Origin of the sequence: Brassicibacter mesophilus (assembly GCF_050433385.1) — a bacterium.
In the GTDB taxonomy this organism is placed as follows: domain Bacteria; phylum Bacillota; class Clostridia; order Tissierellales; family Proteiniboraceae; genus Brassicibacter; species Brassicibacter mesophilus.
In genome coordinates this window covers 37,123-60,142 of record NZ_JBNPXI010000005.1, presented here as the reverse complement: position 1 = coordinate 60,142, position 23,020 = coordinate 37,123, and the positions used below count along the sequence as shown (strand labels likewise).

Sequence of the window (23,020 nt, the reverse complement as noted above, 5' to 3'; positions counted from 1 at the left end):
CATTTCTTACTTCAAAACTATTATATGTTGTGATTGGAATAGATATTCAACGTTAATTGCTTCATGTATTTATTCATTTCCTCCCTTATTTTCTAATCTTGCCTTTTGTATTCCTATCTTGCTTTTTTCATGTAGCTCTTCTGTAACCTCAATCTTATCTAATTTTTGTTTAATTATCTGCTTCACAAGTTTCAACCTCCTTAGCCTTTTTTCGAAGCTTATTTAATACACGATATAAAATAGATTTTCCAGTTCCTAAAATGGTTTCTAATGTCTCTTATATTTGTTTAAAGGTATAATAATAAAACTTTAAGATAACTGCACCTTTTTCGTCTTCGTTTAATGTATCTATGAGTTCATTAACTGTTAATTTGTGAGGACTATCTTAATCATAAAACTCAATATATTCTTCATAGTCTAGAAAACCACGCAAAAGAGGGGCAAAGGGTAGTAAAAGTAGTAAAGAACAGAAGCTATCCGTGATGTTTTTTCCTTTCTCAATAACTTGTTTAGCAACTTGAACCTCAAATTGCTTACCAAACTTTTTTCCAGACATAAAATACCCCTCCAATAAATGTATCGACTAAATCTAATAGTCTATACGTTTACATGAAGGGGTTCACTATTTACTAAATTCTAAAATCGTCAGCCTGAGCAGAATTTCTTCTTGTAACCATCCGATTCCACCTCATAACTTTGTTATTATGCAGCTCATCATATTTATCCATAATTCTTGCCCATTGCTGCGTTATTCGTACACCATCACCATCCATGTCATCTCCTTCTATAAACTCAAATAGCTTTGTTTTTTCAAAATGCCATCGCCACCATTCTAGTGAATGAAAATAGTAAAAATCAGGCCACCAATTCTTCTCCATATTATCTGGTACTTTTCCATTAAACTCTTTATCTGGTCCCCATGTGACCAAACCAAACTCTCCATTAGGTCTAAGCAGATGTGCCATGTAATCGCTTAAGTATGTATCTGCTGTTCCATAAAATTGAAAAGAATTTATGCAAATGATTGCATCAAAAAAGTTTTTTGCATAAGGCAGATTATGCGCTTCCCCTCTTATTGGGAACACTAAATTTCCTACTCCTGCTTTACTTATACGCTCCCAATTTTCATCCGGACTAACCCAAAGATCATTAGCGAAAACTGTAACTCCGAATTCTTTAGCTAGAAAAATAGATGTCAAAGCTTTTCCACAGCCCATATCAAGTACTCTCATTCCTGGCTTTAGTGTCATAATTCGTGATAATGATTCTACTAACCAAAGACATTGACTACCCATCTTATTTTCATATATCCATTTGGGATCATACTTAGCTGCCAAAGGGTATTTATCATCGATTATTAACTTCATCTTTTCAGCATATGTCATCATTCTTTATTCTCCCTTCTATCAAGTCTGATAGCAAAAGTACACTGTTCATCGCCAGACAATACCGTTTCAATTGGCTCAATCAATACATTTTCGCCAAATAAAGGGGAAAACATGGGCCGATAAAACTCAGCTGCACACTTACAATAATGCTTAGGATAATACTCGGTGGACCTGTTATAGTAATCACAATGACACCGTTTACCAATTAAGTTGTCATTCTCTATGCAGCCTCCACCACTATCACAAGCAAATATCTTTGTAATATAAATTGTATATTCCTTTTCGTCATACCAAATCTTTTTCCCTATAATACGCTGTTTCTCCATTTCGCCAACAAATGACGCTATATCAGATGATGTCTCAAAAATAGCTGCTGCCTGCTTTACTGAATGATCTTTGATTTCACATGGACACACTTTGTTTAAAGTATAATAATGATTATCCAACACATAACCCCCTTAATATTTATAAGTTATCTTGAGTATAAACAATTAAGTATGACAAGTGTATGTCATACTTAATTGTTTACTTATCTATATTATAAATATTAACCATTTCAATAGCCTTTTGTCTTATCAGCTTTCTTAAATGGGGCGGTTCTATTACTTCAACCTGGCTGCCAAAGCCAAGAATCAGTTCAAGTAGCCAATCATCTTCTGGAAAAGTAAAACTTACAGTTGTTGTACCATCTGAATTAAAATGTATTTGTTCTTCGTTGAAGTAATCAACAACTCTTGTCTTCACATCTGATGTGAAATTCAGAACAATATTCAGCATGGGCTTATCTTTGTACCATTCTTCATGGTAATCTAGCATTTCTATAGGAGGAAAATTTCTAGTGAATGAATCTGCCGTCATATTTACCTTATGCATACGCTTTAACTTGAATAACCTGTAATCCTCTTTGATATGACAATATCCATGTAGATACCAAGCAAAGTCTTTAAGTATTAAGGAGATGGGCTCAACTATGCGATGAGCATGTTCACCTTTCGTATTTATATAATCGAAATCTATAACCCTTTTTTCATCAATAGCCTTATTAAGAATTTTGAGCTTGTCTTTATCAGTGTTATTACTGCTCCAACTGCTATAGTCTATATTAATTGAAAATCTATTTTTATAATCACTGTTAAAATCCTTTTTAGTCAACATGCTCTCTAATTTTATTATGGTATTTGAAATTCTTCTGTTATTTATACTTGTATTTAGATTTTTAAGAGCGGTTAGTATCGAGTTGATTTCATTCTCATCTAAAAAGTTCTTGCTTATCTTGTAATTTTCCATAATACCAAAGCCGCCTTCAGCGCCCATGTATGAAACTATAGGAATACCTGCTTGATTAATTGCTTCAATGTCTCTATAAATAGTTCTTTTCGAAACCTCAAAATGCTCTGCAAGCTCTTTTGCATTAACCTGCTTTCTGTTAAGTAAGAGCATTACAATAGCGAGCAGTCTCTCAAGCTTCATAAAATCACCTCTAAAATTATTTTGCGATTTATTATACATGTTTTATGAAGATACGCATATAGAAATATTTTGAAGAACTTGTATGGTACTAGATACAGCAATTAGATATTTATCTGCCATGACTAAGATAATATGCTTTTAAGCTCTGACCCTAGGAAAACTCCGAAAGGAACTAATATAAGTTGCTGAAATATTATATATGTTTCTTCATAACTTCAAGAATAGCATTATATGGGATAATTTTTTAAATATAATTCATAAGAATTTTGTTATATATGCGAAGTTTACTCTTATAACGTAGAAAACTAATTCCATTCATTTTCTAGATATTTATCATAACCAAGTACTCTTTCATCAATTCTTCTGGCATAACTATATGTATAATTATCAAAATATTTGCTCCAAAACCTTAAAGCAGTAGGATTTAAGGTCTCGCAATCAACTCCCAGATATTCCATTCCTTCTTTTTCAGAAATTTCGCAAAGATACTCTAACAGTTGTTGTGCTATACCTTTATTCCTATGCTCTTTATCAACATATGCTCCACAAATATTATAAATATTATCACTCTCAGAAACAAAAGTTTCCGCCTCTGTATCTAATGACATATATCCAATAACCTTATTCTTTTCTTTTGCTACAAATACTCGAATCCTGTCGTTTTCAAACCAATTATCGTACTGAGTTATTTTTGTAGGAAAAAATGCTGGTGAACTACACAAATGCTTTATTAATTCTTTTCTTAATCTTGATATTTCTCTTTTATCATCTTTCCCTAGCTCTTGGAATCTAATGTCTTCATTCAATTCACTTATTTTCGTACGGGTACTCAATTTCATAATGGCGTCACTACATCTAATACCAAATCCGTTCATGACAAAAGATCTTCCAACTTCTTCATCATGAGCATATCTACTTAATGCAAAACTACATACTCCGTCGGCAACCAAGTCTGCTGCAACTTCTTGTAGTAGTTTTGAAGCAAGTACATTTCTATTGTCACCTGAAAATGCACTTCCTCCTAATGGCGAAAACACACCTTTTACATTGCCATGAAATCCATCCCACGGCCCTTCAAACGCTAGGTATCCGATAATCTTTCCGTTTTCAACAGCCACTTTTCCATACTTATTATTAAATAATCTTTGAATAATAATTTCTAGTTCTTTTTCAAAGCTTCGCTTCATTAATTGAGGACATTTTGTACACTCTATACCATATTCTTCAAGTGCTAATACAAGTGCTTCTTCTACATATTTTTGTTCTGTATCTTCAAATTTCATTTTCTATTTTTCCCCCTTTTTATCTTATTTTTCAACATCCCTTTTTTAGTATATACTGATTTATTCTTTCCCCATTCATTTTCATTTGACAGCTGACAATATGTTTTCCATCTTTCTCTGGAAAGTTTTCCCTCTTCAATTGCTTGATTTACTGCACATCCTGGCTCCTTGCTATGGCTACAGTTACGATATTTACATTTAGCAAAAAGTTGAATTATATCCGAAAATGTATCGTTTATGCCATTTTCAACGTACCACATTCCAAGTTCCCTAATTCCTGGAGTGTCAATAACAATTGCCCCTGAAGAAAGTTCAATCAACTGTCTGTGAGTTGTCGTATGCCGCCCTTTAGAATCATTTTCACGTACCTCACTTACTACCATGATTTCGTCCCCTGCGATAGCATTTACAAGCGTTGATTTCCCTACGCCAGAAGATCCTAAAAACACTATAGTTTTTCCTGCCTGTATATACGCATTCAATTGTTTCATTCCGTATCCAGTTTTGGCACTAATAGCAAGAACATCAGCCTTTTCTGATATACTTTTTACCTGTGCTATATAAGTATCTGGATTATCACATACATCTGCTTTTGTCAGAATCACTATCGGTTTTCCGCCACTTTGCAAAGCCACACTAATATATCTTGTTATTCTATTCAAATTAAAATCATGATTCAAAGATGAAAGAATAAATACATAATCAAAATTAGCAGCTATTACCTGCGCTTTCACTGTCTTAACATATCCAACAGCATGCCCTGAAAAATCGGTTCTTGAAAAAGAACTCTTTCGTTCACATATTTCCTCAATTAAAGAATTTCCACTTTCATTATATTGTAGAAGAACATAATCCCCTACTGCAGGATACTCTTTATTCATTTTATCCTTATAAAAAGTACCTTTTAGTTTTGCATTTGTTTCTCCATATCGACATAGTACTTTGAATAATTCTCTCTGCACTTCGCTAACACGCGCTATAATTAAATTGTCTTTTTCTCTTTTCAAAATCGTTTCGTTCTTATAAATTTCTTCAAATCTCACCATATTACCTCCAATTTTTTGCACAAAAAAACTTGCCCATCGACAAGTCCTGTTTATACAGTATTTACAAAAGGGTTGGGTTTCTTCTAGAGCACACGAAAAAAACCATAGTTCCAACGTATACTCAAGTATTAAATTATTGATTCATCACCATATTCATATCTGCCATAATTTAATCAACCCCTTTCGAAATTAAATTGAAAGCTATGTTACCCTTATATTGTATTAAAATGGAATAAAAAATACAAGTGAATTTTTCAATTATAAATTATATAAACATAATTCATTTTAGGTTTTTTACTGCTATTTTCATCTGTTAAATATAACTTGTTCATCTGAAAAAAAGTTTTCTTTTTGTTCTACTTATTGCAACATATAATATCCTATGTTCTTCATTATTAAGTAAACCCCGACTTAAAAGAAATTCTTTTGTCTCTTTATTCTCAATCACCAAAGCATTTTCGTATTCAGGTTCTTTTGACTTATGAATAATTATATGGAGATAAGCTGGCATTTAACGTCGAGCAAATTGAATTATAAGGCTCTGTTTTAAACCAATGTTGATAAATAGTATATATAAAGTGGACAGTTTTAAACTTGCCCACTTTGATATTTAATTAGTATAATTTTGATATTGTGCAATAGACTTAATATAGATAAGTTTCATTATTTTATTGGTTTTCCAATTTTCTTATCTTGTCTCCATTGAGGAGCAGCTCCATCATCACCCCAATATTCATCCAGACTTATTATCTTATCTCCACAAAACCTTATAAATGAAGTAGCGTGAACAGAGACACTCTTATCTGAAAGCCATACTCTTGTAACTGAAATAGCCAAATCATCTATTATTTCAAGTCTCTCAACCTCTCCACACCACTCACCAGGGTATTCGCAATTTGCTATTATATATTCTTCAAGAGTAAAACTTTCATTAGTATTATGCCAATTAATTATTGCATTTGACTCAAAATATGTTTGAAGTTTTATAGGATTTTGTTCAATAACATCTTCCCAAAAATTCAATACTTTTTTCTTAATATCCATATACATTCCCCCGATTTCATTAGATCACTTCTTTCTCGAACTCAAAATCGTTTATTATCGTTTCTTATGCGTCCATTCATGCTCTTCCAAGTAGATATCAAAACCATTCTCTTTCGGCATTTCTAATCGGTGTTGATTAAACTTCTCATATTCTTTAAAAGCAAGTTCTTTCGCCACTTTATGAGAGATACTACCTGTATTGGTTAGAACCTCACGATCATTAAATTCTAGAAAAGCATTAAGTTTTTCTTCCCACTGTTCATTGGTCTGAACTTTATAAATTAAGGCTTTGTGTTTCTTAACCTTTAAAAAAGAGAAATGATTCAAGGCTTAAACCATGATTCTTTTTTCTTAATAATTCTATTTATTTTTCCATTTCTCCTTCCATTTTTTGTCCCTATATCGAACAAACTCTTTCATTACAAGAGTTTATTTTAAAAATGCAAAGAGTTTATTTTAAAATGAAAAAGTTTGTTTTAATTAGACACTTTATTGTATAGTGATACTATAGTCTCCACGTGCCTTGAGGATACAATAATGATGTTGTAGGTAGTTGGTGGTTCCTTGGCGGGAGACCATCTTTTTAAAGAAAGCACCTACAAATCTTGAGATTTGGAATTTAAAAATCCAAGATTTGCTCTCAACATCTTATTAATAATATTTTTTTAACGTTATATGTCTAAAAAATATGTAGCTAGTTTTTAAGACTCTACCTGATGAACAAACTTAATTTTTCCTTCCTTTGTCACTTAATGGAATATTGACCTGAAATACTGTTCCCTTTTCTGAATCTAAAACACCAATTGTAGCATCTTGTTTGACAAGCATTTTTTTAACTAGACTTAATCCGAGACCTGTACCTGATAACTTCTTAGACTTATTCTTATCCACAGTATAAAATGGTTCAAATATCTGTTTCTTATGTTCATCTGGTATTCCAATTCCAGTGTCTGCTATTTCAATCCTGTTGAAATCTTTATTAATAATAGTACTTGTCACATGTATCTCTCCATTTGTAACATTATACTTAATAGCATTATCTATTAGATTGATAAAAATCATCATAAAGCTTTCACGATCCATATATACTTCGCAAGGGTCTAACCTACTGTAAATCTTAATCCCGTATTTGGAAGCCTTCCCACTTAGCTTATCGATAATCTCTTTTAAAAGTGTATGGATGCACAGCTTCTCTCTTTTAACCTCGAAATCATATTGCTGAAGGCTTGATAAATGTAAAATATTCTCCACCATGTTATTTAGCCGCTTAAGTTCATTATTAATAATATTTTTACATTTATCGGCTAAATCTTCATCATCGTCATAAAGGGTCATTAAATCAAGTTGAGCTTTTATAACTGCAATAGGTGTCTTGAATTCATGGGTTATATTACCGATAAACTCTTTTTGTTTCTTCTCCAGCTTTTGAACATGCTCTAACGCTAATTGGAGCTTGGCTTTCTCATCCTTAAGTTCTACAATATTGTCCTGTATCCGCTTTGACATAGTTTGTATGCCTGTGCTTAACTCACCAAACTCGTCCTTACTTTCAATTAGAGTTGCGTTAATATCATATTGTCCTTTTTCAATAAAACGAACGGACTTTTGTAGCCTTTTGATTTTATTTACTATATTTATAAAAAATACTCGCCCAATTAGAAATGTAACAACAATAGATATTAAGCCAAATTTGATAAACAATTTCCAGGTATCTTCATTAAAACTATTCTGTGAGTAAAGATTATATTCTAATTGCATAACACCTATTTGCCCATTAAAATCATAAACGGGTGCTGCATATATTATCTTATCCACAATTTTTTTATATACAATCTGGTTATCCAAAGCCTTGGTAATGATATCCCCATACTCATTTTTTGATTCTTCAAATACCTCGTTACCAACTTGCCTGCCTTGATTATCAAAAATAATTGTATGAATACCTAGAATACGTTCTATTTCAATGGTTAATTCATAAGCCTGTTTAATATAGAAGGTTTCAAAATCTTCAATGTCACTAGTAAGATATCTTTCTCTTATGTATAGATTAGCTGTTTTACTACTTTCTCTTAGATATCTTTCGTATTCCTTTATCTGATTAGAACGAATGCCATTCATTGTTAAAATACTAATAATAACTAAATTAGTTAATAATAGGAAAATAATAAAAATTGTTAGTTTATGTTTTACACTGATTCTCATCCTATATGCTCCAACATTTTATATCCAACTTTAGGAATAGTCTTAATTAATCTACTGTATTTTCCTAACTGCTTACGGATACGTTGGATGTGGATATCCACTGTACGTGTACCTCCATAATAATCCGTATTCCATACTCGATCTAAAATAATGTCTCTTGTAAATGTTATTTTTACATTCTTCATTAAAAAAACCAGCAAATCAAATTCTTTAGCCTTAAGATCAATTTGTTTATTATCCACATATGCGACCCTTTCTAATACATTAACTTTTATGCCATCAACCACTAAGATATTATCATCTATTTGTTCTCTTGATATATTATTATTCTGATTAATTTGTCTTTCAAGAGACCTCACACGTGCCAATAATTCTTGTATTTCAAAAGGTTTAGTAATATAGTCATCTGCACCTAGTTCCAAACCTAATATTTTATCTACCAAAGTACTCTTTGCAGTAAGCATAATAATACCCATATTGGATCTATCTTCAATGTTTTTGCATACATCATAACCATTATATTCTGGCATCATGATATCTAAAATAAGTATATCAGGTTGTTCTTTTCTAATAAGATCAAGTGCTTCTTTACCATCAAAAGCCTTATAGACTTGATAATCTTCACGCTCTAAGGCATAAGCTATTGCATCTGTGATATTTTCTTCATCATCAGCTACTATAATTCTTGTCATTTTCCCACCTACTTATTTAGTCATTCAAAATTACTATTTTACAACTTAGTTCTTCATAAAAATATACCGCTCCTGTACATACAATTTTATTTGATTCTTTATTCCAACATATAGATTTGTAATCACCAAATATAGTTAATTTCTTATCGCTTTTAAAATCATATATATATTTTCTTCTTTCTTCAATAGGATAAATAGCTTCATATATTAACTTGCTTTTATCTGGTGATAATTGAAATCCTCCCACAAAATCATGAGTTTTATCAATCATTTTTACTAGATTACCTTCATCATCTTTTTTCCATAATTCTCTAGGTATCTTATTTTGTATTACCTTTGCTACACCATCAATTTCTACACCATCTTTATAAGGATAATCACGTTTTATAGAACCTTCCTTAAAAGTATTAGTTTTCATATTTAATGTATAGTGTTTTAGATTCAAAGAAACTATTTCTAATTCATCACCTTTAACAGCTAACCTTTTAATATAATTGTTTTCCTTCTCACTTTCATAAAATTCTTTGTGCTTTTCCTTCCAATACTCACTTAATTTTTCTTTCTCTTCTCCAAAATGAACTTCTATATATTCTTCATAGCTATCAAAATAATCTTTTAAGTTGCTAACAAGTTCTCTGGGCAATTGTATTTCAGTTTTTTGTTTACTTGCCATATTATACCTGTAAACTTTAAATCCTTTTGCATAATACATTTGCTCATCTTCAATATATTGAGAACGTATTACATCTTCATCTATTCGTATTAATTTTCCTTCTTTTATATCATAAAATAATAATGCGTACGGTTCTGGTTCCCCTCCTTTACTTATGATACGTTCCTTAAATACAACATAATTTTCGTTTAAATTATATCGACCTAAGCAATCCATTTGCTCATACCAGTATTCAAAACCTTTTTTAGTATCCTTATTATTGGTTATGTTTTTAACTGTCTTATCTTGAACATTGTAAATAGCTATATTTCTAATACCATCTTTAATAGCTACTCCTAATATATTATTATACTCTAACCAATGAAAACCAACAAAATCTTTCACTTCGATAATTTGCTTAATCGCTAAAACATCATTAATTTCTTTCTGCTGATTGTCAAGGACAACAACTTTACCTTCATCCATTCCCTTTGCGTTGATACTACTACATGCGGTTAGACTGGATAGTGCCATTCCTGCTATCAATAATATGGACAATGTTTTCTTTAAACTGAGTTTTACTTTCCTCATCACTTCATTCCTCCTTTAATTTTAGCAAGGTATACATGTATCACCTCTTATCTAAAATTATAAGATTATGATTTTTCTAAACTATATAAAAAATGTTTCTAAGTTGTAACCTTTATTTGAATAATACGGATACACGAAAATACAACACAATGGATATTGTGTTGTCTATTAAATTATACCATTTAAATCCATATTAACAACAATGGATAACTCTTTCTTCATAGCAATCGCATAAAAATTAACTTTAGCTTAAATTTCTCATTAGCAATTTTAAAAATAGAATACTTATTACTCAAAATTTAGCAATATTAAAGGCCTAAGAGAAATATCCGTTGATATCTTCTTAAGCCTCTAGATTATATTTTTATCATTGTTTATTCTGCTGTTTAATTTTTTCATTTTTCTTCACCAACACCAGTTGATAAAGAACCTATTTATAACATGTCTACTTTTTCTAAGTACGCACTACAATGCAAATTTCAAGCTCTCCAATAGGCACTTTATTCTTGAAATCTCACCCATTTATCACAAACTTAAAATCCTCTAAAACCCTTGTAAATACAGCTATTTTATAGATTTTTTCCTTTGTATTCCTACAACGACCTCCACATGAGTTGGGGCGAGGATAATGATACTAAAACACAGAAATGTGGGGTTTTGAGTAAAGGTAACCCTCCTTAGTTAAAAGGGGGGTTAATCCTATACTTCTTCTATGCAATTTCAATAACTTTATAATAAAATTTTGCATCAATATAAATCTCTTCTTAAATCAATTATCATATTTATCTACTTATTTAAAAATATTGTAAATTCTTCTCCAACTTGTTTATAATCATTACTCTCTCTTCCACTCTTTTTTGGTTGTTTTGCAGCATAAGGTGCTAAAGTAATAGATGTAATTTCATCAGATAAATTACCATGGATATTTTGATATTTAAATATTAAATTCGTTCCATCCATACGAGATAACCCAAAAACAACTTCATTTCCTAAATTATCCTGACCCTTAAAATCTATTACATAAAAATCTTCAGATCTATTTTCAACTTCACCAAATATTTTTTGATTTACAGGATTGTATCTAAATTCTTCTAGGGTATAGTTTGTATTATCTATATTAAATGAATAATTTATCGGTAACGAATAAGTGTGTTCTGTTAATTCATTGCCATTTGCAGTAAATTCAAACTCCCATTTACCTTTTATCTCTTTTCTTTCTATCTCTTCTCCTTCTTTTAGTTCTTCTATTCTATCACCTATATAGTGATAACTTATATCCTTTAGCACAATTTTTATATCTACATTTTCATCTGTATCAATTTCTTTTATATCAACAGCATATGTTGCAAAGAATAGAGTATTAGAATCGTCAATTGCTCCAGCACTTCCACTTGCCCCATAATTTCTTAGCCTCTTTCCATTAATAAATATATCATAATCAAAGTGAAATCCATCCATTGGTTGATTAGTATTTGCAATAGTACAGAAAATCAGCTCATCTTTATCTATAATCACATCTGTTAATTTAATTTCTACTCCTTTATTCTCTACTACTTGATCCACTATATTTGCATAAGGTTTAATATTTCTTTCAATACCTAAAGCTTTACCTATAGAATAAGATATTTCTAAAATTTTTGATTGAGTAGCAGCATAAACATTTCCACCTAAATTCGTTTGATTTACAGTAATTGCTGTAGCTAATGCTAGCGCAGCAGCAATAGCAGTTACTTTTTTAAAATTAAATTTTTTCTTATTTCTTTTTCTAAAATTAGCTTTCAATTTTTGTTTTTCTATATCACTCAACTTCTCTTTCTCATAATCTTCAATATTAGAATCCACTTGATTTAATAATTCATAAATACTTTTAGAGTCCTTCATTTTTATAATCTCCTCCCAGCTTAATTTCTTTATGAATTTTTTTTCTTATCCTTGAAAGCCTGTTATAAAGAATAGATTTACTAAGCCCTGTATCCTTAGATATTTCATCCATTTCCTTATCTTTTAAATAACGTTTTTCTAAAATTTTTCTATCCTCATCTGATAGATTTTGAAGCATTTTTTGAGTTTCTTCACTTATTTCATTTTGTAGAATTTCTTTTATAAAATTATCCTCTACAGTAATATTGACATCCTCTATGTTCGTAGTTTCTAAATCCTTTAGATATTTCCTTGTATAATCAATAGATTTATATTTTGCAATTCCTCCTATCCAGTTTTTAAAGCTGGATTTTTCAGGATTATAACTATGAATGTTTTCCCAAATTGCAAGTAAACAATCATTCATACATTCTTCATAATAATCCATAATATAAAATAGATGTTTTTTCAAAACTGTTTTTAGAATCCAAGCATAGTTATCTATAACATATTCCAGGGCTTTCTCATCTCCCTTCTTCATTTGCTCAATAAAATTTTCTTCTGTTATTTCCAATGACGCCACCTCGCTTAAATTAACATCCCTACATGTAGATTTTTATGCCTTCGCTTAATACTTCGTAATAACAAAATGAAATCTATCAATAATCTAAAATATCTTGGAAGTTAATTAAATATATCTCAATAAAGTTTTATAACTATTGAATTAACTACTTCTATTAAAAATTCATATATGTAGATTTTTTCTCTATATAATATCCTAAATACCACCACGGAGAGAGTGCGTTCCCAGGGCATGGAACTGCACTCTATTTTTGTCAGTATGAAATTAAAAAACTACGTCAAGAAAATGCAGAGCTGAAAAAGGAACTGGATATGCTAAAAAAATACCAGGCCTTCTTGAAGCGAAAGAACAAGTAAGATTTCAATATATTAAAGACAACCGAGATTTCTTGAACATCAAGAAGGCCTGCAAAACACTGGGAGTTTCAAGAGCTGGATATTATAAAAATATCTAAATCATAAACCATCCAAACGTGATCTAGAAAATGAATCATTGAAGGAAGTAATCAAAGAAGTTTTTGATGAAAATAAAAGTAGGTACGGATCTATTCGTATAGGAAAAGTATTAGAACAACTTGGAATTCATATAAACCGTAATCAAATATCTAGATTAATGTGTGAAATGAATCTATGTCCTAAAGGAACCAGATACAATTATAAAAAATACAGTCAAAAAAATAGAGGTGAGGAAATATCTAATCTTCTTAATCAAATGTTTGTTACTAATACCAAGTCATGTATTTTTATGTTATCTATTTCTGCTTTTATTTTGCTTCTTCAATCTTTTTGATCGTATCTTCACGGACAGCTTGTCTTAAAGATTTCAGATAATCGGAAAACGCAACCTTATCATCTGAATAAGTCAAATTGAGGTCAAATTCTTTCGGAATCCAAGTAGACAAGTCGGACAAATTGTGCTGAATCAATGCTTCAAGACCATCAATAGCTTTATAGATTTGAGCTTCAACTGTTTTTCGCTCTGCCATTTCTTCATAAAGTTCTCGCATTTCTACTGCATACTTTTCCGGCAAGGAAGAAACCCAGTTATACAGCAGATTTTCTTCGGTCTGCTCATGGGTTTGGTTCTTTTCAAAAGTAGGAATATCCCCAGTAAAACATTCTCCCAAGTCGTGAATAATGCACATTCTGATAACCTTATCCATATCAGCTTCGGGGAACTCACCCCTCATAAAGAAGGCCATCAATGTCATCATCCAACTATGTTCTGCAACACTCTCATGTCTGCCTTTGGATGTAAAGCAATGGCGGGTTGTATCTTTCAGCCTTTCAGCAACAAATAATGAGTCCAATAATTTTCTTGCGTCCATATCAAATCCCCCTAAAAATTCAAATTTGCCGAACTGCTAAATCTTCCTACAAACTTGCATTTACTTTCAATTCAGCATCACGGCTAATAAACATTTGAGTATATTTCAGTCGTGTTGGTTAGCCTATTACACATCCATTTTATCACTCAACCTTAAATAATCAATGCTATCCACACAACCCTACAAAATCATAAAAACATCTATTCTGTACACGCTATATCTTCTATATCTAATTCGTATACATCCGTTCTGGAAGCTCAGTCCAAAATGAAATAAGAACATTATAATATTCAATAAAATCTTCGTCTTTTATTTGTAACGTGGCTTCCAACAAAGTTGAGTGGTATAATGACAACAAATCATATTTTCCAATACCAGTATCATGCTCAAAATAGTCTGATCTCATTTGCCTAAGTTTTTGTTCAGAATCACCTTCAGAATGTTTAATTACATTTACAAGAGCTCGTAATTCTTTAATCTTTGACCAGCATTGCAAATTTTCGAATGGTTGTTGATGCCACTCAAATACTTCCTTTGAAAACGAAAAACCTTTTTTTATATCAGATTTATCGTACTTGATTCCTTCACTAAGAGTTTCATGATATACGAAATAGAATAGCTGTTGTTCCCAGACTTGGCGCATACAACTAATCCACATGCTAATATTACAATACTGGATTAAAGAAAATATTTCATATTTCTCAAAAGCTGCTTCTTGAACAGCATCAACATAATCAGAAGGATCAATTATACCATCTTCGCCACAAGACTGACTCATCAAATCGTCCCACAGTTGATCCTGATAAGTTTTTGCTTCTTTTTCTGCATTGGCAAAAACAGGCTGAATTCTCTCGCAAAAGAGTTCTTTGATTTCTGTTAAATTCTTTATATATTTATCTCATAAATCTTTGTACAAATACAATTGAGACTTCATGTATATGCTCCTTATTTCTTAAAATAATAAAACAATTATTTTAATTGTATATCTTTTTCCTAATATTTACAACATTAAAACGTCATATTAGACACAATTTGACAGAATATTTAGAATTAAAATAGCAAAACCGCCAACAATAAAGTCCTCAACACTTTAAGGACTTTATTCAGACCAGAGCTCCCGTTCCTTTTTAATCGCTTTTCCTAAAGGCTTGAAATCGAGTTTTCTTTCGTCTTGGTACATTCTTATATCACCCTACCTTATTTTACATTTCGGGTGGCGATATAAGAACGAAATTAGATTTTATGTTATATAGTATTTGTTTTCGTGTTTCTTGGGTATAAATTTGTGATTATTCGCTATTCCGTATATACTGGATTTATATCGTTTTAGCGAAAGTATGATAATTGATATGAATTACATTTCTGTGAAAGCTGCCTCCGAAAAATGGAGCATATCGGAACGACGGATACAAAAATTATGTAAAAAAAGCCTCATTGATGGTATTGAAAAATTTGGTCGGGCATGTCTGATACCTAAAGGTGCAGAAAAACCAAAAGATGTAGAACTTAAAAGAGGAAGATGAAATAACAGCAAGTAAAATCAAGCAGTAATCTCTCTATTCCTTTATAATAAATGTAGGGTGATTGAAACGAGGTGAATGGACAAATGTACGAGTGGCAGAAACAAATTCAAATAATCGTTGATGAAATTGACAAATGTATTAAAAATTATAATGATGAAGCCTTGACACTACGCTTTCTTTCTCGCAGGCTGGGTTATTCCGAATTTTATACAACGAGAAAATTCAAAGAAATATCGGGTATGCAATTTAGGGTTTATCTGCGGCATAGAAAATTAGCCTTTGCACTAAAAGAGGTTCGGGATAGTGAAAAAAGCATTTTGGATATTGCTTTTGATTATGGTTTTTCATCACATGAAGCTTTTACCAGAGCTTTCAAAGGAACATATGGTGTAACTCCAAGTGAATACCGAAAAAAGCCTAAGCCTGTCGTTCTTCGTACAAAAATAAACCCTTTCGACCGCTACTTTTTAGAATTGGGAGAGATTGGTATGATGAAATCTACAGATGATGTTAAAATTTATTTTGTAACCATTCCCGCACACAAATTTTTGCACATTAAAAACTATGAGAGTAATGGGTATTGGGATTTTTGGCAAAAGCAAAGTCTTATTCCGGGACAGGACTGCGAAACAATTTGCGGCTTACTCGATAGTATCAAGGGTAAATTGGATGATGATGGTGGGAGCGAATCTAACGGCGGCAGCGGTCAGATTATGGCGTACATTAATGACCCGGACGGCAGACTCTGCGATTGGGGTATTCCACGTACAGAGTGCTATGGTGTACGACTTCCTTTTGATTATAAAGGCGAAGTACCACCACAAATGCTTATGATTAATGTTCCTGAAGCCGAGTATATTGTTTTTGAACATGGGCCATTCGATTATGAGCAGGAAAATCGTAGTGTGGAGGAAAAGATTGAAAAGACAATGGCAACTTTTGATTTTGCAGGCACTGGTTACTGCTTTGATACTTCCCCCGGTAGAATAATTTACTTTTATTTTAATCCGGAACGGTTTTTTAAGTATATCAGACCAGTCCGAAAGTAAATAAAATTGACTTCCTATCCACTATACAGACGCTAATGAAGAAATCAAATAGAACATTAAGTAAGTACACACTTGTCACCATAACAACGGTAATAAAAAAACCGTTGTTATGGCGACAGGGTAGCTATGCGCCTGTACAAAATACAGTAGCCTAACGGCGGTTTTGAATAACAATTAAAGCCGCCGTTTTCTTTTTTTGAAAAATGAAACACAGATGGTGTATTAAACTCACCCTTTTTTTAGGATATGGCGGTATCAAAGAAGGTATCGCTATGTCCTTTTTCATTTTTGTGTTATCGCAAGTGGTAAGCGATTAAAAAAAGTAATGAACTTGCTCAAAACCATTATGGTCTGTTAGGTGAAATACACCAGTACCAAACAGGAAATAAACCACTTTATAATCCAAAAGTCGGTTTGCCCCATCTAATTTCCGCTTCCATATCAGGATGACTGGCAAGAATAATTCCCATAAGCTTGACTGCTATTTTTTGAAAGCATTCCGGTTTTTGCGCTAGAGATGTATTGATTTCTTTGCCACTATTTGAATTCATTGTTTTATCCCTTCTGTTCCCAAACAGGTAACTATCCTTTTTGATGCACGCTACACTGCTGTACTAAAGCAATCTTTTATCAGATCTGTATATTCAATTTCATCTGCCTTTAGTTTCTCTTTGAAACAAAAACAATCATTAGGGTTACCTCTGCTTTTAACCTTTTCTACACAACCATTACAAATCTTAATACCTCCTTCACAATTAAAATGATTATTAATGACTATTCCACTTCTTCTTTGAGGAAAATTAGGCGTCAGTATATAAGCTGTTCTATTCCTCCAAGTCATGTACCATACATAAAATATCTTGACATTGTTCTCAGTCCTTTCTTTTATTTTGAAATAAAAAAGAGGCGAAACCTATCGATCATAAGTTGACCGAAGACTTCGACTCTTTAAGTTTCTTTATTTAGTTTTAGATTTATATAAAATAAATGCACCAAGACTTTTTATCTCAGTGCATTTATATTTTTAACATAATTTAATTTTTTATGAAGGTATATTTCTCTAAAGAAACAATTATATTTAATGACTAATGATAATTAATATATAGATAACCAAAATATTAATGGTGTAAATTAATTCAACTCTATACTTCAATCATTATGTATTGTTTTCTACAGCTGCTACTGCTTCAATTTCTACCAATTGATTTGTATATCCCAATACTGTAACTCCAGATAAGATGCTTGGAACATCATGATTACCAAACTCTTTTCTTATTGTTTCCCATGCAGTTACTAAATCTGACTGTTCGTGAGAGGCTACAAGAACTCTGGTATATACTACGTCTTCCAAAGTAGCCCCACAGTCCTTCAGTGCTTCCCTCAAATTCTCTACACAAAGCTTTGCCTGAATCTCATAATCACTCTGGTTGAGTACTTCTCCGTTTTTATTAATGGGACATGCCCCCGCCAAAAATAATAAGTCCATTCCTGAAGGTATACGCCCAGCATAAGCATAATCTACTGGAGCTAAATTTGTAGAATGAATTAATGATATTTTTTTATTCACTTTAATTCTCTCCTTTTGTTATAATATCTATGAGAAGAATTACAAATTCATTTTTAAAATGAATTTTATCTTCAATATCATTTTAAGGCTTCTACATTTTTTAAGAAAGATAATAATCATTTCTATATCATCTTTTACACAAAAGCTACCACACATTATAATAGTGGTAGCTTTAACCTACTTATCTTTTTTATATACAATTTTCTTAATACTACTATCCGAAAGAAAAAATTCTTCAGCTAGGTTGCTAATTGATTGCCCACCTATATATTGGTTTAGAATTTTTTCATTTCTGGCTTTTAGATAATCTCGACTTTTAGATTTTTCACCCCATCTTTTTCTCTTTTCAGGAAGGGAAGGGATGTATACATATTCACCTTGGATATACTTTTGAATCTCTTTAACTAAATCATCTGGTAATATTCTATCAATTCTTACATATCTCATAAGCTCACTTCCTTAAATTTATTATTTAATTAAGGAAACAAAGCCTGTATATGTATGAATTTATTTATCAAAAGCGACTAAATATCTATCCCTGTGCAAATTGTCGCCCAAACTCATACCTACAGACTTTGCACAGAGCATTTCAATCATTTTTCTGTCCATGAGATTAACATTCATGATATCACACTCCTTATTTGTATTAAATCAGTTATATTCTTTATTAAGTGAATACGCAATTCATTACTTATATTCAATAATAGTATATAATTCATCGATCAATTTACTAACTCAAATTTTTCATTTAATTCCTGTCATCACTCAATTTATCCTATGTCATCTATAAATCACCCTAAAAACAGGAGTCAAAATTCGGTGTTTTTTTGCTCATTTTTTGCTTCAAAATCGTCCTCAAACCACTATATGTTGTGGTCAACCCCTATTATTTCTCCTCCGAACCACATTTCGTCATCAGAATTATACTCTCAACATGCCTTGTTGCTGTAATTCTGATGACCATTGAACCTGATCCCCCCTTGATGGCAGGTATATTTTCAGCGATTCCAATACTCAAGCTTTACTTTTTATAAAATAGCTCTTTTTCTGCTTACAGCTACAGCATTCTATCCCCCCTATCATAGACGTGGGGTTATTGTTGATATAAAAAACGCCGTAGGGATTTCCTGCAGCGCAATATTAATTGAATTTATTGATATAATAACTCTTTAGATAGCTTCAATATCTATCTCAACAGCATTTTTTATTTCAGTTACTATTGGTGTATACAAGTCTACATCTATTTTAGGGGTAGAAAGTGAAACTATCATAGAATACCTAACTTTACTATCATATTTACCCAAATAAGCACGTTCACGCCACCAACCAACAATGGGGTAAACAGCAATAAAATTACAATCGCATAAATCAACCGCACTTAGTTCACAAAAGTCAGAATGAATCGAGCCCACATCCCTGTTATCTGAACCTAAGTACCATCGTTCACTACCACTACTACCTTCGCCTTTATCTTTCTTATCTTCCCCACGCATCTTAACATTAACACGCTTTTTAAAATCCTCAGGAGTTTCGTTAGCGTTAATAACATCAAATCTAAGTCCACAGGATGGATACCTATATTTATCTTTCCAACCAACTTCCCCAGGTCCAGGCTCAATAAAATATGATAAAGTAACTTTTAGCGTAACTGGCACCTCACCGAGAGAGCGAAGTTGTTCTTTAGGCCAAGGTAATTTATGAAAGTGCATTTCATTCATACTATTTTTTCCGAATGGTTGCAATTCACCTTGAACTATAAGATTTACGCTATTGTTCATACACTGAATAGCTTTTTGTAAATCTGGAACACCATATCCACATGTTCTAAGTAGACGCCTACGGCCTTTTGTTTTTGTGTCTTCAATACAAAATTGTTTTTTCATTTTATCTGTCCAACTAGCTGAATGAATAATAAGTGCACGTATTGTTTCGGGCCAAGCATTAGGGTATTCTGCTAAAAGTTGTGCTCCCATCCATGCAGCCTGTGCAGTAGCTGAACTGGTTCCCCATGTAATAGAAAACTGTTTCAATAAAGGACGGTAGTTTGTCGTTAATAATGACAAATCTGTACATTCTGTAAAATCAAATCCATTAGTGGCCATATTGCCACCATCAAGGAGTATTTCTGGTTTTATTGGCCATTTACTACTCCAAGTTTCAGAGGTTGAGCTATATGGAGAAAGTTCACCAGCATCAGCCACAGCAGAATAGTCTTTATAACTTGAATCAGAGATAACAATACTTTGAGAATAAGCACCAACAGTTATGGCATTCCATGCTTGTCCTGGGCTTTCGATGCTATGTAATGTACTTGAATCGGGATAACCAACTTTTGTAAGTTCATCAGGATAAACATTACCTGAACTAATAAAGAATAACCTTTTTTCACTTTCCTCATCTGCAGCAGAAGTTATGCTGTCAATAGATGCAGACCAAGAAGTCGGGCTACCATCTCGTGTATTATATTCTGGAGAGGTCACTGCCATACAAAGGATTCGTTTAGTATTAGGATTGGATATTTCCGCCAAGGAAACAGCTTGTTCTGTTATTGCCCCATATAACTCATATGGATTTGCACCTTTAGGAGGCAAAATCTTCACGGACTCTACCTTTTGTGGGATAAAAATATTTCCGGTATCTTCTAAGGCTTGTCTTAAATCTCTATATAATGCAATACCAGCCATTTCTGTTCCATGACCTTGGTGATCCCCAGTTCCCCATACCGATTTTACCGCTTGTACACCATCCTCTTGAATGGCCTTATTCAGTAGAGGATGGGATGAAGTGAGCCCAGTGTCCAATAAACAAATTGCTACATTATCATTCTGAAAATGGGTTCTTTCTAAGAGTTCATCGATCCATTCTTGTTGTTCATTATTAGATAGTTCTTCAAAGAAAGTTGTAGCCTCCTGTGCCCGTCTTATTTCCGCAATATATGGACATGTACTTATAAATACTTTTAATTGTTCTTCATTTGCTAACACAAGCTTAACAATACGCTCAGGAAAAATAATTCGGTTATCGTCTACTCTAATTTGATTTTGTTTGCAAATCTCCAAAAAGTTTATTTCTGATTCTTCCCAAGCTTTAGATTCTTTATCGCTATAATCATAACGTAACCATACCTCACACCAAACAGGGGTGGAAGTTGGCATGGTCTTTTTTTCACCAATCCAAAAAGAATCTAGCATAGCTAACTTAACATCTTCAATACTTCCAATTAAATCATTATTTTTGGGGTTACCAGTATGTGTTTGTTCAGTAGCATAAGCTTCTACTTTGTTAATAAAATAAGATTCTTTTCCAGCAGGGATATATACAGTCGCTTTAATTGTGTCAGATTCGCTGTCCTCCTGAACGTTTAAAAGGCGTATACCTTGCTTTCGATTTTCTAAGCTCTTAATTGCCAAATCATGTTGTGAGGCACTTGAAAATTCAAGGTATACGCCTTCTTTATAGCGAATTGCAGCAGCCTGCTTTTGTGTAATTGCAGCTTTATAAGAATTCTGTAGTTTTGTTTGAATTAACTCTGCATGAGATTTGACATTTCTTTTTGGGTAGGACGACCCTCCCATTTGAGGTTTTGACACATAAGGCATAGCTTCTGCCGTATTAGCAAGAAAAATATTCTTTTTATCTACAGCCATTCACTATGCCTCCTTTTTTCCATATATAGTATGTCGTTGCTTGACTAAATCTATCACCTGATGTTGAGATATAGGAGTTCCACTTAGTATAGAATCCTTTATAGCATCTTCACATACACGAGATATTTCTGCCTGGCTAAGACCGTCAGCAACTTTAATAAGTTGATTTGTAATTCCGAACCCTTTATCATATGATTTTAACCTATAAACAAATAATCTTTCAATTTCCTTATCTGTAGGCAATGAGTAATGGAGAACATCATCAAAACGTCTGAATAATGCCTGGTCCAGCATTTTAGAGTTGTTTGTTGCGGCAATTATTATACTATCAGATGAATCCTGTTCAATAAATTGAAGAAAAGAGTTCAATATTCTACGCATTTCACCAACTTCATTATCTAAACTTCTGTCTGCACCGATAGCATCAAATTCATCAAATAAATAAACTCCGGTCATAGTTTCTATACTATCAAATACTTGACGTAGTTTGACACTTGTTTCACCCATGAATTTGGTGACAAGTTTATCCATCTGTACAGTATAAAGGGGAAGTGTTAATTCGGATGCAATTACAGAAGCAGTTAATGTCTTTCCAGTTCCAGGACTGCCCTCAATTAAAATTTTGCGTCTATTTGTCAACCCATAAGAATATAACTTATTCCTATTTTTATACTCGTTTAAAATTCTCTTAATCCTATCAGAAATGTCATCGCTAACGATTAGCTCTGACAGACTATGCGAAGGAACGCTCAGTTCTAACATAGGATTTTGGGAATTTAACTGCACGATACTTCCACGTTTTGTTCCAACCTTGTCAATAAGCGTTTTTAGGTCACGAGCCATTTTGTCATGTCCTAATTTTGCTTCATGGGCAGCAATTTGCAACACAACGGTTTTGAATTTTTCATCATTATGGTCAATATATGCTTTAACTAAACTTTTTATTTGTTCCGCGGTTGCCATAGAAATCACCTCCCATATAATTATACTTATACATAGTATATGATACTCTCTTAATAAAAAACCGTCAACAAATTTTTATGGAAAACAGCTCTCTCAACTGCGTATGCATTGAAAACATTATCTGTAGGTGTAA

Annotated in this window: 24 protein-coding genes; 3 read left to right on the top strand and 21 right to left on the bottom strand. The window is 32.3% G+C overall.

Annotation, left to right across the window (positions count from 1 at the left end; genetic code table 11):
• Positions 1–385: 385 nt before the first annotated feature.
• The 13 genes from HNR33_RS07840 to HNR33_RS07780 form a co-directional block, all read right to left on the bottom strand.
• A complete protein-coding gene (locus tag HNR33_RS07840; RefSeq protein WP_429082003.1) occupies positions 386–556 on the bottom strand; it encodes a hypothetical protein in 171 nt (56 codons plus the stop codon).
• A gap of 73 nt (positions 557–629) precedes the next feature.
• Positions 630–1,388, bottom strand: a complete 759-nt coding sequence (locus HNR33_RS07835; protein ID WP_429082002.1) for an SAM-dependent methyltransferase — start codon at positions 1,386–1,388, stop codon at positions 630–632.
• Positions 1,385–1,834 carry a hypothetical protein gene (locus tag HNR33_RS07830; RefSeq protein WP_429082000.1) on the bottom strand — a complete coding sequence of 150 codons (450 nt, stop codon included), beginning with the start codon at positions 1,832–1,834 and terminating at the stop codon, positions 1,385–1,387. The genes HNR33_RS07835 and HNR33_RS07830 overlap by 4 nt, the downstream gene beginning before the upstream one ends.
• A 79-nt stretch (positions 1,835–1,913) precedes the next feature.
• Positions 1,914–2,897 (bottom strand): helix-turn-helix transcriptional regulator, encoded by a 984-nt coding sequence (locus tag HNR33_RS07825; RefSeq protein WP_429081999.1) that lies wholly within the window; start codon positions 2,895–2,897, stop codon positions 1,914–1,916.
• A 266-nt stretch (positions 2,898–3,163) separates the two neighbouring features.
• Positions 3,164–4,141, bottom strand: a complete 978-nt coding sequence (locus HNR33_RS07820; protein ID WP_429081998.1) for a GNAT family N-acetyltransferase — start codon at positions 4,139–4,141, stop codon at positions 3,164–3,166.
• On the bottom strand, positions 4,138–5,184 hold the full coding sequence (rsgA, locus tag HNR33_RS07815; protein ID WP_429081995.1) for a ribosome small subunit-dependent GTPase A: 1,047 nt from the start codon (positions 5,182–5,184) through the stop codon (positions 4,138–4,140). The genes HNR33_RS07820 and rsgA overlap by 4 nt, the downstream gene beginning before the upstream one ends.
• Positions 5,185–5,850: 666 nt before the next feature.
• On the bottom strand, positions 5,851–6,231 hold the full coding sequence (locus HNR33_RS07810; RefSeq protein WP_429081994.1) for a nuclear transport factor 2 family protein: 381 nt from the start codon (positions 6,229–6,231) through the stop codon (positions 5,851–5,853).
• A gap of 54 nt (positions 6,232–6,285) precedes the next feature.
• A complete protein-coding gene (gene rhuM / locus HNR33_RS07805; protein ID WP_429081991.1) occupies positions 6,286–6,558 on the bottom strand; it encodes a RhuM family protein in 273 nt (90 codons plus the stop codon).
• 399 nt (positions 6,559–6,957) lie between these two features.
• On the bottom strand, positions 6,958–8,433 hold the full coding sequence (locus HNR33_RS07800; RefSeq protein WP_429081990.1) for a sensor histidine kinase: 1,476 nt from the start codon (positions 8,431–8,433) through the stop codon (positions 6,958–6,960).
• Positions 8,430–9,125, bottom strand: a complete 696-nt coding sequence (locus HNR33_RS07795; RefSeq protein WP_429081988.1) for a response regulator transcription factor — start codon at positions 9,123–9,125, stop codon at positions 8,430–8,432. Before HNR33_RS07795 ends, HNR33_RS07800 begins: the two co-directional genes overlap by 4 nt.
• Before the next feature lie 16 nt (positions 9,126–9,141).
• Positions 9,142–10,368 carry a hypothetical protein gene (locus HNR33_RS07790; protein ID WP_429081987.1) on the bottom strand — a complete coding sequence of 409 codons (1,227 nt, stop codon included), beginning with the start codon at positions 10,366–10,368 and terminating at the stop codon, positions 9,142–9,144.
• 786 nt (positions 10,369–11,154) lie between these two features.
• Entirely contained in the window at positions 11,155–12,249 is a 1,095-nt protein-coding gene (locus HNR33_RS07785; protein WP_429081986.1) for a DUF5643 domain-containing protein, read from the bottom strand.
• On the bottom strand, positions 12,236–12,802 hold the full coding sequence (locus HNR33_RS07780; RefSeq protein ID WP_429081984.1) for a sigma-70 family RNA polymerase sigma factor: 567 nt from the start codon (positions 12,800–12,802) through the stop codon (positions 12,236–12,238). The genes HNR33_RS07785 and HNR33_RS07780 overlap by 14 nt, the downstream gene beginning before the upstream one ends.
• A 501-nt stretch (positions 12,803–13,303) precedes the next feature.
• Between HNR33_RS07780 and HNR33_RS07775 the strand changes: the two genes are divergently transcribed.
• Positions 13,304–13,600, top strand: coding sequence for an IS3 family transposase (locus HNR33_RS07775; RefSeq protein WP_429081982.1), 297 nt, complete (start codon positions 13,304–13,306; stop codon positions 13,598–13,600).
• Here the strand turns inward: HNR33_RS07775 and HNR33_RS07770 are convergent.
• Together HNR33_RS07770 and HNR33_RS07765 are read right to left on the bottom strand one after the other, a co-directional pair.
• On the bottom strand, positions 13,575–14,138 hold the full coding sequence (locus HNR33_RS07770) for an HD domain-containing protein (RefSeq protein ID WP_429081979.1): 564 nt from the start codon (positions 14,136–14,138) through the stop codon (positions 13,575–13,577). The two genes, HNR33_RS07775 and HNR33_RS07770, sit on opposite strands and share 26 nt — an antisense overlap.
• A gap of 229 nt (positions 14,139–14,367) precedes the next feature.
• The gene (locus tag HNR33_RS07765) at positions 14,368–14,916 is read right to left on the bottom strand and encodes a hypothetical protein (RefSeq protein WP_429081977.1); all 549 of its coding nucleotides are present in this window, start codon (positions 14,914–14,916) and stop codon (positions 14,368–14,370) included.
• Positions 14,917–15,502: 586 nt separating this feature from the next.
• Between HNR33_RS07765 and HNR33_RS07760 the strand changes: the two genes are divergently transcribed.
• Both HNR33_RS07760 and HNR33_RS07755 read left to right on the top strand, forming a co-directional pair.
• Positions 15,503–15,661, top strand: coding sequence for a DNA-binding protein (locus tag HNR33_RS07760; protein WP_429081975.1), 159 nt, complete (start codon positions 15,503–15,505; stop codon positions 15,659–15,661).
• Positions 15,662–15,732: 71 nt separating this feature from the next.
• Entirely contained in the window at positions 15,733–16,710 is a 978-nt protein-coding gene (locus HNR33_RS07755; RefSeq protein WP_429081973.1) for a helix-turn-helix transcriptional regulator, read from the top strand.
• A gap of 395 nt (positions 16,711–17,105) precedes the next feature.
• Here HNR33_RS07755 and HNR33_RS07750 read toward each other — a convergent pair whose 3' ends face one another.
• From HNR33_RS07750 to HNR33_RS07725, 6 genes are all read right to left on the bottom strand, one after another.
• A complete protein-coding gene (locus tag HNR33_RS07750) occupies positions 17,106–17,261 on the bottom strand; it encodes a hypothetical protein (RefSeq protein ID WP_429081971.1) in 156 nt (51 codons plus the stop codon).
• A 50-nt stretch (positions 17,262–17,311) separates the two neighbouring features.
• Positions 17,312–17,551, bottom strand: a complete 240-nt coding sequence (locus HNR33_RS07745) for a hypothetical protein (RefSeq protein WP_429081969.1) — start codon at positions 17,549–17,551, stop codon at positions 17,312–17,314.
• A 315-nt stretch (positions 17,552–17,866) separates the two neighbouring features.
• Positions 17,867–18,196: a RidA family protein gene (locus HNR33_RS07740; protein ID WP_429081967.1), complete on the bottom strand. Its 330-nt coding sequence runs from the start codon at positions 18,194–18,196 to the stop codon at positions 17,867–17,869.
• Positions 18,197–18,454: 258 nt separating this feature from the next.
• The gene (locus HNR33_RS07735) at positions 18,455–18,724 is read right to left on the bottom strand and encodes a CD3324 family protein (protein WP_429081964.1); all 270 of its coding nucleotides are present in this window, start codon (positions 18,722–18,724) and stop codon (positions 18,455–18,457) included.
• Positions 18,725–19,446: 722 nt separating this feature from the next.
• Positions 19,447–21,924: a S8 family peptidase gene (locus HNR33_RS07730; RefSeq protein ID WP_429081962.1), complete on the bottom strand. Its 2,478-nt coding sequence runs from the start codon at positions 21,922–21,924 to the stop codon at positions 19,447–19,449.
• A gap of 3 nt (positions 21,925–21,927) precedes the next feature.
• Entirely contained in the window at positions 21,928–22,887 is a 960-nt protein-coding gene (locus HNR33_RS07725; protein WP_429081959.1) for an AAA family ATPase, read from the bottom strand.
• Positions 22,888–23,020: the final 133 nt, after the last annotated feature.

What these genes read in the sequence shown, in the direction of transcription:
- HNR33_RS07810 (WP_429081994.1), bottom strand. Translation starts at nt 6,231, where the DNA reads ATGGATATTAAGAAAAAAGTATTGAATTTTTGGGAAGATGTTATTGAA.
- HNR33_RS07745 (WP_429081969.1), bottom strand. Translation starts at nt 17,551, where the DNA reads ATGACTTGGAGGAATAGAACAGCTTATATACTGACGCCTAATTTTCCT.
- HNR33_RS07725 (WP_429081959.1), bottom strand. Translation starts at nt 22,887, where the DNA reads ATGGCAACCGCGGAACAAATAAAAAGTTTAGTTAAAGCATATATTGAC.
- HNR33_RS07770 (WP_429081979.1), bottom strand. Translation starts at nt 14,138, where the DNA reads ATGGACGCAAGAAAATTATTGGACTCATTATTTGTTGCTGAAAGGCTG.
- HNR33_RS07840 (WP_429082003.1), bottom strand. Translation starts at nt 556, where the DNA reads ATGTCTGGAAAAAAGTTTGGTAAGCAATTTGAGGTTCAAGTTGCTAAA.
- HNR33_RS07750 (WP_429081971.1), bottom strand. Translation starts at nt 17,261, where the DNA reads ATGAATTCAAATAGTGGCAAAGAAATCAATACATCTCTAGCGCAAAAA.
- HNR33_RS07785 (WP_429081986.1), bottom strand. Translation starts at nt 12,249, where the DNA reads ATGAAGGACTCTAAAAGTATTTATGAATTATTAAATCAAGTGGATTCT.
- HNR33_RS07790 (WP_429081987.1), bottom strand. Translation starts at nt 10,368, where the DNA reads ATGAGGAAAGTAAAACTCAGTTTAAAGAAAACATTGTCCATATTATTG.
- HNR33_RS07735 (WP_429081964.1), bottom strand. Translation starts at nt 18,724, where the DNA reads ATGAGATATGTAAGAATTGATAGAATATTACCAGATGATTTAGTTAAA.
- HNR33_RS07800 (WP_429081990.1), bottom strand. Translation starts at nt 8,433, where the DNA reads ATGAGAATCAGTGTAAAACATAAACTAACAATTTTTATTATTTTCCTA.
- HNR33_RS07730 (WP_429081962.1), bottom strand. Translation starts at nt 21,924, where the DNA reads ATGGCTGTAGATAAAAAGAATATTTTTCTTGCTAATACGGCAGAAGCT.
- HNR33_RS07825 (WP_429081999.1), bottom strand. Translation starts at nt 2,897, where the DNA reads ATGTATAATAAATCGCAAAATAATTTTAGAGGTGATTTTATGAAGCTT.
- HNR33_RS07835 (WP_429082002.1), bottom strand. Translation starts at nt 1,388, where the DNA reads ATGATGACATATGCTGAAAAGATGAAGTTAATAATCGATGATAAATAC.
- HNR33_RS07820 (WP_429081998.1), bottom strand. Translation starts at nt 4,141, where the DNA reads ATGAAATTTGAAGATACAGAACAAAAATATGTAGAAGAAGCACTTGTA.
- HNR33_RS07765 (WP_429081977.1), bottom strand. Translation starts at nt 14,916, where the DNA reads ATGAGTCAGTCTTGTGGCGAAGATGGTATAATTGATCCTTCTGATTAT.
- HNR33_RS07740 (WP_429081967.1), bottom strand. Translation starts at nt 18,196, where the DNA reads ATGGACTTATTATTTTTGGCGGGGGCATGTCCCATTAATAAAAACGGA.
- HNR33_RS07795 (WP_429081988.1), bottom strand. Translation starts at nt 9,125, where the DNA reads ATGACAAGAATTATAGTAGCTGATGATGAAGAAAATATCACAGATGCA.